The organism is Antiquaquibacter metalliresistens (genome assembly GCF_029211225.1).
Lineage (GTDB): Bacteria > Actinomycetota > Actinomycetes > Actinomycetales > Microbacteriaceae > Rhodoglobus > Rhodoglobus metalliresistens.
The window spans coordinates 104,622-117,233 of sequence record NZ_JARGEM010000005.1 but is presented as its reverse complement, the minus strand read 5'-3'; the positions used below and the strand labels follow the sequence as shown (position 1 = coordinate 117,233).

Annotated in this window: 13 protein-coding genes; 5 read left to right on the top strand and 8 right to left on the bottom strand. The window is 70.1% G+C overall.

Features of this window, described 5'->3' with window-relative positions; translation table 11 throughout:
- Nucleotides 1-18: 18 nt before the first annotated feature.
- The gene (locus PYV02_RS10550; protein WP_275758928.1) at nucleotides 19-651 is read left to right on the top strand and encodes an O-methyltransferase; all 633 of its coding nucleotides are present in this window, start codon (nucleotides 19-21) and stop codon (nucleotides 649-651) included.
- Here PYV02_RS10550 and PYV02_RS10545 read toward each other — a convergent pair.
- The 3 genes from PYV02_RS10545 to dapE all read right to left on the bottom strand — a co-directional run bounded on the left by PYV02_RS10545 (nucleotide 648) and on the right by dapE (nucleotide 3,408).
- On the bottom strand, nucleotides 648-818 hold the full coding sequence (locus PYV02_RS10545) for a DUF3117 domain-containing protein (RefSeq protein ID WP_275758926.1): 171 nt from the start codon (nucleotides 816-818) through the stop codon (nucleotides 648-650). The genes PYV02_RS10550 and PYV02_RS10545 overlap by 4 nt on opposite strands.
- Nucleotides 819-1,105: 287 nt before the next feature.
- The gene (locus tag PYV02_RS10540; RefSeq protein WP_275758915.1) at nucleotides 1,106-2,341 is read right to left on the bottom strand and encodes a mannosyltransferase family protein; all 1,236 of its coding nucleotides are present in this window, start codon (nucleotides 2,339-2,341) and stop codon (nucleotides 1,106-1,108) included.
- Nucleotides 2,323-3,408 (bottom strand): succinyl-diaminopimelate desuccinylase, encoded by a 1,086-nt coding sequence (dapE, locus tag PYV02_RS10535; protein WP_275758913.1) that lies wholly within the window; start codon nucleotides 3,406-3,408, stop codon nucleotides 2,323-2,325. The genes PYV02_RS10540 and dapE overlap by 19 nt, the downstream gene beginning before the upstream one ends.
- A gap of 22 nt (nucleotides 3,409-3,430) precedes the next feature.
- Here dapE and dapD point away from each other — a divergent pair, with 22 nt between their 5' ends.
- Nucleotides 3,431-4,369 (top strand): 2,3,4,5-tetrahydropyridine-2,6-dicarboxylate N-succinyltransferase, encoded by a 939-nt coding sequence (gene dapD, locus PYV02_RS10530; RefSeq protein WP_275758911.1) that lies wholly within the window; start codon nucleotides 3,431-3,433, stop codon nucleotides 4,367-4,369.
- Nucleotides 4,370-4,373: 4 nt separating this feature from the next.
- On the opposite strand, the gene PYV02_RS10525 is transcribed toward dapD, so the two are convergent.
- From PYV02_RS10525 to fdxA, 4 genes are all read right to left on the bottom strand, one after another.
- Nucleotides 4,374-5,678 (bottom strand): hypothetical protein, encoded by a 1,305-nt coding sequence (locus PYV02_RS10525; protein WP_275758909.1) that lies wholly within the window; start codon nucleotides 5,676-5,678, stop codon nucleotides 4,374-4,376.
- Nucleotides 5,679-5,736: 58 nt separating this feature from the next.
- A complete protein-coding gene (locus PYV02_RS10520; RefSeq protein ID WP_275758907.1) occupies nucleotides 5,737-7,032 on the bottom strand; it encodes a citrate synthase in 1,296 nt (431 codons plus the stop codon).
- Nucleotides 7,033-7,109: 77 nt separating this feature from the next.
- Nucleotides 7,110-8,216, bottom strand: a complete 1,107-nt coding sequence (gene dapC / locus PYV02_RS10515) for a succinyldiaminopimelate transaminase (protein WP_275758905.1) — start codon at nucleotides 8,214-8,216, stop codon at nucleotides 7,110-7,112.
- Nucleotides 8,216-8,548: a ferredoxin gene (fdxA, locus tag PYV02_RS10510; protein ID WP_275758903.1), complete on the bottom strand. Its 333-nt coding sequence runs from the start codon at nucleotides 8,546-8,548 to the stop codon at nucleotides 8,216-8,218. The genes dapC and fdxA overlap by 1 nt, the downstream gene beginning before the upstream one ends.
- A gap of 155 nt (nucleotides 8,549-8,703) precedes the next feature.
- Between fdxA and efeU the strand changes: the two genes are divergently transcribed.
- The 3 genes from efeU to efeB are packed head-to-tail and all read left to right on the top strand — an operon-like array spanning nucleotide 8,704 to nucleotide 12,078.
- A complete protein-coding gene (gene efeU, locus PYV02_RS10505) occupies nucleotides 8,704-9,588 on the top strand; it encodes an iron uptake transporter permease EfeU (RefSeq protein WP_275758901.1) in 885 nt (294 codons plus the stop codon).
- Nucleotides 9,581-10,786, top strand: a complete 1,206-nt coding sequence (gene efeO, locus PYV02_RS10500; RefSeq protein WP_275758899.1) for an iron uptake system protein EfeO — start codon at nucleotides 9,581-9,583, stop codon at nucleotides 10,784-10,786. Before efeU ends, efeO begins: the two co-directional genes overlap by 8 nt.
- Nucleotides 10,787-10,794: 8 nt before the next feature.
- Entirely contained in the window at nucleotides 10,795-12,078 is a 1,284-nt protein-coding gene (gene efeB, locus PYV02_RS10495) for an iron uptake transporter deferrochelatase/peroxidase subunit (RefSeq protein WP_420833628.1), read from the top strand.
- Here the strand turns inward: efeB and PYV02_RS10490 are convergent.
- Entirely contained in the window at nucleotides 12,075-12,536 is a 462-nt protein-coding gene (locus tag PYV02_RS10490) for a hypothetical protein (RefSeq protein ID WP_275758895.1), read from the bottom strand. The two genes, efeB and PYV02_RS10490, sit on opposite strands and share 4 nt — an antisense overlap.
- Nucleotides 12,537-12,612: the final 76 nt, after the last annotated feature.

Here is a 12,612-nt window from a genome sequence, read left to right as displayed (position 1 = left end):
GACCGTAGAGTGAACTCCGTGAGTGACATGCTGCTGAGCTGGAAGTACGCCGAGGAGTTCGTCGTCGAACGCGACGACATCGCGGCCGTGCGCCAGCACTCCATCGAACTCGGGGTCGAACCCGTCTCGCCCTCGGTCGGCGCCCACCTCGCGATGCTCGCCGCGGCGAGCGCCCCCAGCCAGATCATCGAGATCGGCACGGGCCTCGGCGTCAGCGGTCTGTGGCTCATGACGGGGGCCGGGGATGCCACGCTCACCACGATCGACGCCGAGCTCGACTACCAGCAGCTCGCCCGCAAGGCCTTCCTCGACGCCGAGATCCCCGCGAACCGCGTGCGCCTCATCGGCGGACGCGCGGCCGACGTGCTCCCGCGCATGAACGAGACCAGCTATGACCTCGTGTTCATCGACGCCGACCCGGGTTCGGTGATCGAGTACGTCGAGCACGGCATCCGTCTCGCCCGCAAGGGCGGCACGATCATCGTCGCGCACGCGCTGTGGCGGGGTCGCGTCGCCGACCCGGCACAACGCGACGACACGGTCGCCGGATTCCGGCTGCTCCTGAAGGAGATCGCCGCATCCGACGCCGTGCTCGCGGCCCTCTCCCCGATCGGGGACGGGCTGCTGCAGCTGACGAAGGTCTCCGACTAGACGGCGACGACTCCGGCGAGGGCGTCGTGCAGTTCCTTGGCCTCGGCGTCGTTCACCGACACGACGAGGCGGCCGCCACCTTCGAGGGGTACGCGCACGATGATGAGGCGACCCTCTTTCACAGCCTCCATCGGCCCGTCACCGGTCCTCGGCTTCATGGCTGCCATGAGTGTTCCCCTTTCACACGGATACTCCTCCATTATCGTTCATTCCTCGCCTTCCCGGGAACCATGGGTCACGGCATCGCGTCTGGGTGTGCGCAGATGCACGGATTCGTGCGGTCCCTCCGCGTGTCGCGGGATGCGTGGCGGCGCGGCGCGCGGGATCCGTGCAGTTGGGCCTGCGCGCGACTCAGGGTCACGCACGGGCGGTCATCGCGCGCGGTTGCGCTCGCCCGCGGTGCGCGGTCACGCACGCGCGATCGACCGCAGCTACCCGCACGCGGCGGGACCGATCACGGCGGACTCCAGTCGTAGCCGTTGACCCACCACGCGATGTGCACCCAGGCGACCTGTCCGGCGATGAAGAGCGCCACGATCCCCACCCGGTACCACGGTGAGCGCGGCTGGGCCACGGCGCCGAGCGCGGGGAACAGCGGCATGAGCAGGCGGAACGTGCTCGACTGCGGAAAGAACACTGCGAGCAGGTAGAGCGCGTAGCTGGCGAGCCAGAAGCGGATGTCCGGCCCCAGCCGGCGCACGGCGGGCAGGAACAGGGCGCCGAAGAAGGCCGCGACGCCGAGGGTGAGCAGCACGAGCAGCAGCGGCAGGGGCATCCCGAACCAGGGAGCCCAGAAGCCCGCGGCCTGCACCCACGGCGTGAACGGCAGCAGCTCGCCGTGCCCGACGTAGGCCGAGCGCCAGGCGAGTTCGGTGTCGGTATAGGCCGTGAGCGACCCAGTGACGGCCGCGGCGATCAGGAGCCAGGCGACGCCCATGAACGCGCTGAACAGGCCGACGACGACGGATGCCACGCGCTCGCCCACCGGGAACGGCTCGTGCCCGCGCCGCCACCACCGCCACCCCACGTGCAGCAGCATCGTGAACGCGAACGCGAGGCCGCTGGGCCGGGTGAGCGCCATCACCGCGATGACCGGCAGCATGATCCAGTAGCGCCGCTGCACGAGCAGGTAGAGGGCGAGGGCGAGCAGGAACAGCTGCATCGACTCCGCGTAGGCCACCTGCAGGATCGGCGACAGCGGCGCGAAACAGAACAGCACGACCGCGAACAGCGCCGTGCCGCCGGGCAGCACGAGACGCATGAGCTTGAAGAACATGAGCGCGGCGGCGAGCGCGAACCCGACCGAGACCACCACCGCCAGCACCGAGTAGCTCGCGCCGGTGGCGAACATCAGCAGACGCACGATCGCCGGGAAGGCGGGCATGAAGGCCCAGGCGTTCTCGCCGACGTACCCGTCGTCGGTGACCGGCAGCTCGGTCGGGTATCCCGCCACGGCGATGATGTAGTACCAATGGCCGTCCCACATCTTCGCGAAGTCGAAGTAGTCCGGGTTCGCGCCGGTCCAGGCGTTCGACTCCTGGCGCGCCGCGTAGAACAGCAGGATGCTCGTGGTCACCACCCGAGAGACGGCGAAGACCGCCATCACCTTGAGCCACCACGGCGTCAGCCGGTAGCGCACCCGCACGGCGGTGCTCAACCGGCGCGCGGCGCTCAGCCGCCGGTCAGCCACGCCCGCAGCCCCCGCTCGCAAGCGAGGATCTCCTCGATCGCCACCGCTTCGTCGTCCGCGTGCGCCTTGAGCGGGTCACCAGGGCCGTAGTTGACGGCGGGGATGCCGAGGGCGGAGAAGCGCGCGACATCCGTCCAGCCGTACTTGGGGCTCGCCTGCCCGCCGACCGCGGCGAGGAAGTCCTGAGCCAGCGGCGCGTCGAGTCCAGGGCGGGCGCCCTCGGCGAGATCCGTGATCTCCACGTCGTAGCCGGAGAAGACCTCGCGAAGGTGAGCCTCGGCATCCGCGGCGCTGCGGCTGGGCGCGAAGCGGTAGTTGACGCTGACGACCGCCTCATCCGGGATGACGTTGCCGGCGACCCCGCCGGTGATGCCGACCGCGTTGAGCCCCTCCCGGTACACGAGCCCGTCGACCTCGATCGCGGCGGGCTCGTAGGCGGCGAGGATCGCGAGCACGCCGGCGGCGTCGTGGATGGCGTTGTGGCCGACCCACGATCGCGCGCTGTGGGCGCGCACCCCGTGCAGCCGCACGTCGATGCGGGCCGTGCCGTTGCAGCCGCCCTCGATGGTCGCGCTCGTGGGTTCCCCGAGGATCGCGAAGTCGCCTTCGAGCAGTTCGGGGTGGTTACGCGCGAGGCGGCCGAGGCCGTTGAGCGCGCTGTCGACTTCCTCGTGGTCGTAGAAGATCCACGTGAGGTCCACCGGCGGGGTGTCGAGATCGAGAGCCAAGGCGAGCGCGACGGCCACGCCGCCCTTCATGTCGACGGTGCCGCGGCCGATGAGCATGCCGTCGTGCTCGCGCACCGGCAGATTCGCGTTCACCGGCACCGTGTCGATATGCCCCGCGATGATCACGCGCTTGTCGCGACCGAGGTTCGTGCGCGCCACGATCGCGTCGCCGTCCCGGTGCAGCTCCAGATGGTCGACGGTCGCCAGGCTCGCCCAGATCGCGTCCGCGATCGCGGCCTCGTTACCGGAGACCGACTCGATGTCGCACAGCTGGCGCGTGAGACCCACGACGCCGGCACCGGGATCGAGCACGGGGAGGGTGGGATCGGTCAGCGGCATCCGAACAGTTTAAGGTGGGTGCATGACCACGCGCGCTGCCTGGGGCTACGGCCTGGCCACTGTCTCCGGCGACCGAACCGTGCTCGACACCTGGTTCCCGCACCCTCAGCTCGGCGCCCTGCCCGTCGGCACCGATCCGTACATCGCCCCCGCCGAGTTCGAGGCGCTCACCGGGGCCGACGAGCGCCGCGGCGTCGAGCTCGAGTTCCGCACGGTGCAGATCGACCTGGATGCCGCACCCACCAGCACCCCGGACGCCTACCTGCGCCTGCACCTGTTGAGTCACCTGCTGGTCGCCCCCAACACGATCAACCTCGACGGCATCTTCGCCCACCTGCCGATCGTGGTGTGGACGAATGCCGGGCCGGTGCATCCCGAGGACTTCGAGCGACTGCGCCCGAGCCTGCAACGGGCCGGGATCGCCGCGCACGGCATCGACAAGTTCCCCCGGCTCATCGACTACGTCACGCCGGAGCGGGTGCGCATCGCCGACGCCTCGCGCGTGCGGCTCGGGGCGCACCTGGCCCCCGGCACGACCGTGATGCACGAGGGCTTCGTCAACTACAACGCCGGCACCCTCGGCGCATCGATGGTCGAGGGGCGCATCTCGCAGGGCGTCGTCGTCGGCGACGGGGCGGACATCGGCGGCGGGGCGTCCACGATGGGCACGCTCTCCGGCGGCGGCACCGAGCGGGTCTCGATCGGCGCACGCGCGCTGCTCGGCGCGAATTCCGGCGTCGGCATCGCGATCGGCGACGACAGCGTCGTGGAGGCGGGCCTCTACGTCACCGCCGGCACGAAGGTCACGGTGCTGATCGACGGTGCCGAACGCGTCGTGAAGGCCGCCGAGCTGAGCGGGACCCCGGGGCTACTGTTCCGCCGCAACTCGCAGACGGGCGCCGTGGAGGCGACCTCACGCACCGGTTCGGGCATCACCCTCAACGCCGCCCTGCACGCCTGAGCGCTCAGTCGGCACGCGCCGCCGAGGGCCGTTGCAGCAGTCCGAACGCCACGAGCAGCACGAGAGCCCCGAGCGCCGTCCACCCCACCAGCGCCGGGGTGAGCGGTCGCACGAGCGCGAGCACCAGCACCACCGCGGCGAGCAGCGCGGCCAGCAGCACCATCCGCGCGCGGTGCAACCAGTCGCCGAAGCGACCGGTGCCGATCCCCCGCGCGTCGGCGCGGGAACGCAGGCGTGCCAGCGCGTCGGCGGTGAGCCCGCGCAGCGCGGCGCTGGATCGGAAGGGCGCAGCGAGGTACGCACCGATCGCGACGAGCGAGGCGAGGACGAGCAGCGCGAGCGTCGTCGCCGACAACGACGCCGTGAGTGCGTCGAAGAGCGACCCGGCGGCCCCGGCCGGCAGGTACGGCGCGACCGCTCCCAGGAAGAGCGCCCGCCCGATCGCGATGGCGATGGCCACGAGCCCCAGGGACACCGCGAGCACGATTCCGGTCGCGACGACGGCGCGAAAGCGCGCCCGCGCCATGAGGATGCCCGCGAGCAGCAGCAGTGCTGCGACCCAGGGCAGCCAGAGCCCGAGGGTCGTGGTGAGGTGGTACACGCCGACGGCCTGGGCGAGCCCGTCCGATTGGGCCACCTCGATCGTGCGGTCGATCTCCGGGATGAACTCGGCGAAGGCGATGCCCTGGGTCAGGAGCTGCTGCTTCGCCGCGGCGATGATCGGGCCGACCTGCACGCCAATGCTGCCCTGCTCGGTCAGGGCGAGCACGGCATCCGGCTCGCCGCGCAGTGCGGAGACGAGTTGCTCGTGGGTCAGTCGCAGCGCGCCCTCCCACACGTTGGCGAATGCCGGGGCGCTCACGACGGTGGTCACCGCCTCGCGCACGAGGGAACGCAGCCCGGCCGCCGCAGGGCCGGAGAGCAGCCCGAGCGCCTCGCCCGCGCGTGGCGGAAGGCCGAGCGATGCGATGCCGTCGAAGAGGTCGGCGGTGAGGCCGTCGATATCGACTGCGCCATCGATCGCGGCGACCGACTGCTCGACGATGAGCGCTTGCACATCGGGGTCGGCGGCGAGCGGAGCGAGGGCCCGCACGAAGGTGTCGGTGTCGTCGAGCTGGGTGCTCGCGTAGGAGGCCAGCAGCGCCGCCGGAGTCACGATCACCCCGAGTACGACGAGCAGGCCGGAGAGCACCGCTCGCCACTGTCGGCCGGTCCGTTGTGCGGTGCGCGCGGCATCCAGCTCCGACCGCAACCGCTCGTTCTCGAGGCGAAGGCGCTCAGCGCGCGCCGACACGGACTCTTTCACCACAGCGCACTCCCATCCCGAGTGCCCCCAGTATGCCCGAGCGCCAGGCCGCGCGGCGCGGTTAGCGCGTCGGCCAGTCGCGCGCCGGCGAGCCGATGTAGAGCTGCTGCGGGCGGCCGATCTTGGTCGCCGGGTCGGTGTTCATCTCGCGCCAGTGGGCGATCCAGCCCGGCAGGCGTCCGATGGCGAACAGCACCGTGAACATCCGTGCGGGGAAGCCCATCGCCTTGTAGATCACGCCGGTGTAGAAGTCCACGTTCGGGTAGAGCCTGCGCTCGATGAAGTAGTCGTCGGCGAGCGCGGCCTGCTCGAGCTCCTTGGCGATGTCCAGCAGCGGGTCGCTCACGCCGAGGTCATCGAGCACCTCGTCCGCGCTCTCCTTCACCAGGCGGGCGCGCGGGTCGAAGCTCTTGTAGACGCGGTGCCCGAAGCCCATGAGCTTCACGCCGTCTTCCTTGTTCTTCACCCGCTCGATGAACCGGCCGACGCTCTCGCCGGAATCGCGGATCTCGGCGAGCATCTTGAGCACGGCCTCGTTCGCCCCGCCGTGCAGCGGGCCGTAGAGCGCATTGATGCCTGCGGAGATGGACGCGAACATGTTCGCCTCGGTCGATCCGACCAGGCGAACGGTGGAGGTGGAGGCGTTCTGCTCGTGGTCCTCGTGCAGGATCAGCAGCCGGTCGAGCGCCTTCACGAGCACGGGGTTGACCTCGTAGGGCTCGGCCATGTTGCCGAAGTTCAGGCGCAGGAAGTTCTCGACGAAGCTCAGCGAGTTGTCCGGGTACAGGAACGCCTGGCCGAGCGCCTTCTTGTGCGCGTAGGCAGCGATCACCGGCAGCTTGGCCAGCAGCCGGATCGTCGAGATCTCGACCTGCTCGGGGTCGTGCGGGTTGAGCGAGTCCTCGTAGTACGTCGACAGCGCCGAGACGGCGGAGGAGAGCACCGACATGGGGTGCGCGGTGTGCGGCAGGGCGGAGAAGAACCGCTTGAGGTCCTCATGCAGCAGCGTGTGCCGGCGCACCTTCTCGTCGAACTCGGCGAGTTCGCTCGCCGAGGGCAGCTCGCCGTAGATCAGCAGCCACGCCACCTCGAGGTACGTCGAGTTCTTCGCGACATCCTCGATGGCATAGCCGCGATAGCGCAGGATGCCCTGGTCACCATCGATGAACGTGATCGCGCTCTTCGTCGACGCGGTGTTCACGAACCCCTGATCGAGGGCGGTGTAGCCGGTCTGCCGCGTGAAGGTCGAGATGTCGATCGAGTCATGGCCTGCGGTGCCGCGGATGATCGGAAACTCCGCCGACCCACCCGGATACTGCAGGGTGGCCTTCTCGGGTCCGGGAGCAGCGTCGTTCACGCTTATAGCTTAGAAGGTCCCGAGAGCCACTGTGGTCGTCGTCAACGACCGCGCGAGGGCGTTGGAGGAATCGACAGTCATCGGGACGCGCTCAGGCGGCGCGCCGCATCCGCGATCGCCTCATCGGTGGCCGTGAGTGCGACCCGCACGTGCCGCGCCGGCTCCTCGCCGTAGAAGGAACCGGGTACCACCAGGATGCCGAGCTCGGCCAGCTCGGCCACGGTCGCCCACGCGTCCTGGCCCCGAGTGGCCCACAGATACAGCCCGGCGCCGCTCTCGTCGATGGCGAAGCCCGCATCCCGCAGCCCCGCGGCCAGTACCTCGCGGCGCGCCCGATACCGTTCGCGCTGCTCCGCGACGTGCGCGTCGTCCGCGAGCGCGGCGATCATCGCCTCCTGCACGGGTTCCGGCGGGATCAGACCGGCATGGCGGCGCACCTCGAGCAACTCCCCGACCAGGCCGCTGCAGCCTGCGACGAGGCCCGCCCGGTAGCCGGCGAGGTTCGACTGCTTGCTCAGCGAATACACGGCCAGCACCGAACTGCGGTCACCGGCGATCACGTCGGGATGCAGGATCGACGGCGTGGTGCCGACGCCCTCCCAATTCAGCTCGGCGTAGCACTCGTCGCTGACGATGACGGCGCCGAGCTCCCGGGCCCGCGCGACCGCGGCCCGCAGCTGTTCGACTGACAGCACCCGCCCATCCGGGTTGCCGGGGCTGTTGAGCCAGACGAGCGCCGTGTTCTCGGGCCACTCGGCGGGATCGTCGGATGCCACGGCCCGGGCCCCCACCAGCGCCGCACCGATCGCGTACGTCGGGTAAGCCACACTCGGATGCACGACGACATCGCCGGAGCGCACACCGAGCAGCAGCGGAAGCAGCGCGACGAGCTCCTTGGAGCCGATGGTCGGGATGACGTTGGCGACCGAGAGGTCCGTCACGCCCCGGCGGCGTGCGAACCAGGCGACGATGGCCTCGCGCAGCGCGGGGGTGCCTGCCGTCTGTGGGTAGGCGTGGGCATCCGTCGCCGCCGCGAGCGCCGCGCGGATCGGCTCTGGCGTCGGGTCGACCGGCGAGCCCACCGACAGGTCGATGATGCCGTCCGGATGCTGTCGCGCGCGATCCCCGTACGGCACGAGCGAGTGCCAGGGGAACTCGGGCAGCGCGAGCGGAGTTCGGGGCACTACTCGCCGCCGCCGCCGGCGGGCAGTGCGGCGATCAGGGAGTGATCCGCGTGGATCACGCCGACCTTCGAGGCGCCGCCGGGCGAGCCGATTCCCGTCTCGCTGAAGAACTCCACGTTCGCGGTGTAGTAATCGGCCCACTTCTGCGGCAGATCGTCTTCGTAGTAGATGGCCTCGACGGGGCAGACCGGCTCGCAAGCACCGCAGTCGACGCATTCGTCGGGCTGGATATAGAGCATGCGTTCGCCCTCGTAGATGCAGTCGACGGGACACTCGTCGATGCACGCGCGGTCTTTCAGATCGACACAGGGCTGGGCGATGACGTACGTCACAGGGCGTTCAGGCCTTTCGCGGAAGGGGGTTTCAGTCTATCCCGGGTGACGCTGGGCGTCGGCTCGCCTGCCGTGTTGCGCCGATGGCCACCGACGCACTACAGTCGGAATGCCTATTAGGTAAGCCTTACCAACATTCCAACCCGAGGTCCTGCGTGCTCGCGAACTATCTGATCGGCCTGCGTGAGGGGCTCGAGGCCTCGCTGGTCATCGGCATCCTCGTGGCCTACGTCACCAAGACGGGTCGCCGGCAGCTCGCGCGCCCGATCGCCGTGGGAGCGGGCCTGGCCGTGCTGCTCTCCCTCGTGGTCGGGGCGGTGCTCACCTTCGGCGCCTACGGCCTGAGCTTCGAGGCCCAGGAGATCATCGGCGGCACGCTGTCGATCGTCGCGGTCGGCTTCATCACCTGGATGATCCTGTGGATGCTGCGCACCGCCCGCGGCCTGCGCGCCTCGCTCGAGGGCGGCGTCGAGCGCGCACTCGAGACGGGCACCTGGGCGCTCATCGCCCTCGCCTTCGTCTCGGTCGCGCGCGAAGGCGTCGAGACCGCCCTGTTCATCTGGGCCGCCGCCCGATCCAGCGGCGAGTTCCCGCTCGCGATCGTCGGGGCGGTGCTCGGCATCCTCACCGCGATCGTGCTCGGCTGGTTGATCTACCGCGGCATGATCCGGGTCAACCTCGGTCGATTCTTCACGTGGACCGGCGGCATCCTGATCGTCGTCGCCGGTGGCGTGCTCGCGTACGCGATCCACGACCTGCAAGAGGCGCGGGTGCTGCCCGGCCCGTTCCAGCCCGTGCCCGCCGGCACGCCGTCCGGCCTGGTCTGGATGTGGGAGTACGCGTTCCGCATCGGGCACATCATCCCCGCCGACGGCCCCCTCGCCGCGGTGCTCAAGGGCACCGTCGGCTTCAGCCCCGAGATGACCTGGCTCGAGGTGATCGTGTGGGCGCTGTATGTCGCAGTCATGCTCGTCGTCTTCGTGCGGTTCACTCGCCGCCCCACCGTCGCCCCTGTCGAAACCAAGGAGATCCATGCGTAAGTCCGTGTTGCTCGCCCCCGGCGCCCTGGCCGCCCTGCTGCTCGCCGGCTGCGTGCCGAACGCACCGACCGACGCGGCCACCACGCTGATCGCGGTGGAGAGCACCAACGACGAGTGCATCGTCGAAACCGACACCGTGGCCAGCGGCAACGTCACCTTCACGGTGAGCAACTCCGGCGACCGCGTCACCGAGTTCTACCTGCTCGGTGCCGACGAGCTCAGCATCGTCTCCGAGGTCGAGAACATCGCGCCCGGCGCATCCCGCGACCTCACCGTCGTCGCCCAGCCGGGCGACTACTTCACCGTGTGCAAGCCGGGCATGATCGGCGAGGGCATCGGCAAGGCCGCCTTCACCGTCACCGGGGATGCCGTCGCCGTCGAAGAGGACGAGGCCATGGCCGCCGCGGTCGCAAGCTACACCGCGTACGTGAAGGACCAGACGGCCGAGCTCGTGCCAAACGTGCAGGAGTTCGTCGACGCCTACAAGGCCGGCGACGACGACCGCGCCCGGGCGCTGTTCCCGATCGCCAGGATCAACTACGAGCGCATCGAGCCGACGGCGGGCTCGTTCGGCGACCTCGACCCGAAGATCGACTACCGCAAGCCCGGCGCCGAGGCCGAGGGGCTCGAGTTCACCGGCTTCCACCGCATCGAGATGGACCTGTGGCTGGATGCCGCGATCGCCAACTACCCCGGCGAGACTCTTCTTCCCCTCGACCCGGCCGGCCGCGCGGAGGTCGGCGACCAGCTCGTCACCGACGTGCAGGCGCTCTACGACGCGGTGCACGATCCCGACTTCGCCCTGACGGTCGCCGACATCACCAACGGCGCGATCGGCCTGCTCGACGAGGTCGCCGCCCCGGATGGCAAGCTGCCCGGCGAGGAGAACGAGTTCGCCCACACCGATCTCTACGACTTCTTCGCCAACGTGGAGGGCGCCGAGGTGGCGTACCTCTCCGTGCGCGACATCGCGCTCGGCAAGGGCGCGGACGGCGAGGCGCTCGTCGCCCAGCTCGATGAGCAGTTCGAGGCGATGAAGGAGCTGCTCGGCACCTACGGCGACTACGAGGCCGGCTTCGCGCTCTACGACACCGTCGACCAGGATGCCCGCAACGAGCTCGGCGCCCAACTGAACGCGCTGAGCGAGCCGCTCGCCAAGCTCACGTTCACCGTGCTCGGGGTCGAGCAGGCCGAGTAGGGTGAACGATCGTGAGTGATGAGTCCGGGGCGGACGCTTCCGACCCCGGGCAGGCCCCGTCGAGCGAGGTGAGCCGCCGCGGCCTCTTCGTCGCCGCGGGCGCCGGCGTCGGTGCGGGAGCGCTCGTCGGCGGACTCGGCACGGCCGCGGCGATGAACGCGTCCTCGAGCGGACCGGACGTGCGCTACCCCTTCCACGGGGCGCATCAGGCCGGCATCGCCACGCCCGCCCAGGACCGCCTGCACTTCGCGAGCTTCGATCTCACCGAGCGCGCGACCCGCGAGGACCTCATCGCCCTGCTGCAGGCGTGGACGGATGCCGCGGCACGCCTCACCGAGGGCCGCGAGGTCGGCGAGACCGGCGCGGTCGACGGGCCGGACCTGCTGCCGCCCGAGGACACCGGGGAGGCGCTCGGCCTGCCCCCCAGCGGACTCACGCTCACGTTCGGCTTCGGCCCCGGCGTCTTCGACGATCGCTTCGGGCTCGCCGCGCGCCGCCCGGCGGACCTGAACCCGCTCCCCCTGTTCCCCTTCGACCTGCTCGAGGAGCCCATCAGCGGGGGCGATCTGTGCATCCAGGCGTGCGCGAACGATCCGCAGGTGGCGGTGCACGCCATCCGCAATCTCAGCCGCATCGCGTTCGGCACGGCGCGCATCCGCTGGAGCCAGCTCGGCTTCGGGCGCACGTCGTCGACCTCCACGGCACAGGCCACCCCGCGCAACCTGTTCGGCTACAAGGACGGCACGGCCAACCTCAAGGCCGAGCAACCCGCCGATCTCGACGAGTTCGTCTGGGTCGGCGACGACACCGACCAGTCCTGGATGCGCGGCGGCAGCTATCTGGTGACCCGCAAGATCCTCATGACCATCGAGAACTGGGATCGGGTGAAGCTGCGCGAGCAGAACGAGATCATCGGCCGCGACAAGGGCGAGGGCGCCCCGCTGTCGGGCGGCACCGAGTTCACGGAGCCCGACTTCGCGGTGCGACGCACCGACGGTGCGCCCGCCATCCCGGAGACGGCGCACGTGCGCCTGGCGCATCAGCAAGCGGCAGGAACGAGGATGCTGCGCCGCGGCTACAACTTCGTCGACGGCACCAACGCCCTCGGCCAGCTCGCCGCCGGACTGTTCTTCATCAGCTACCAGCGCTCACCCGAGCAGTTCGTGGCGGTGCAGCGCTCACTGGCGACGGATGCCCTGAACGAGTACATCCGCCACGTCGGCTCGGGCGTCTTCGCCGTGCCGCCCGGCGTGCGACCGGGCGGCTTCATCGGCGACGGGCTCTTCGCCTAGGGCGTCTTCTCGGTGACCGTGTAGTTGGCGACGAAGCCGTTCTCGCCGTCCTTGCTCACGACCACGAGCACGCCGTAGCGGTCGTTCTCGACGATCGCGGTGCCGCCGTCGGCCGTGCTGCCGCCGAAGCCCTCCGCGGCGGTGCTGAAGCCAGCGCCCTCGAGCTGGGCGACGATCTGGTCGATCGCCGCGGCATCCGCGACCTTGATGGTCACGTTCCAGACGTGGCCCTCGTCGTTGCCGAGGCTCGCCCCGAAGAGCACCTCGCCCTGGGCGAGCGGCACCTCCGACGGGAAGCCGTCCGGCACGCTCTTGCCGCCGAGATCCACGTCACCGCCGGTTGCGCCCTCGATGATCTGCTCCACCGGGTTGCCGAAGCAGCCGCTGAGCGCCGGCGTGACCGCCAGGGCGATCAGGATTGCCAGTGGGACGGTGACGCCTTTGCGCGAGATGTTCATGCTGTGCTCCTGTGGGTGCGAGGATCCGAGCGCGCGAAACTCCCTCGGTTTCACGCACGCGCACAGCGTAGCGCCG

Bases quoted from the DNA above. Each gene is read 5' to 3' on its own strand.
- PYV02_RS10545 (WP_275758926.1), bottom strand. From the start codon at position 818: ATGGCAGCCATGAAGCCGAGGACCGGTGACGGGCCGATGGAGGCTGTG.
- dapE (WP_275758913.1), bottom strand. From the start codon at position 3,408: ATGCCGCTGACCGATCCCACCCTCCCCGTGCTCGATCCCGGTGCCGGC.
- dapD (WP_275758911.1), top strand. From the start codon at position 3,431: ATGACCACGCGCGCTGCCTGGGGCTACGGCCTGGCCACTGTCTCCGGC.
- efeO (WP_275758899.1), top strand. From the start codon at position 9,581: ATGCGTAAGTCCGTGTTGCTCGCCCCCGGCGCCCTGGCCGCCCTGCTG.
- PYV02_RS10490 (WP_275758895.1), bottom strand. From the start codon at position 12,536: ATGAACATCTCGCGCAAAGGCGTCACCGTCCCACTGGCAATCCTGATC.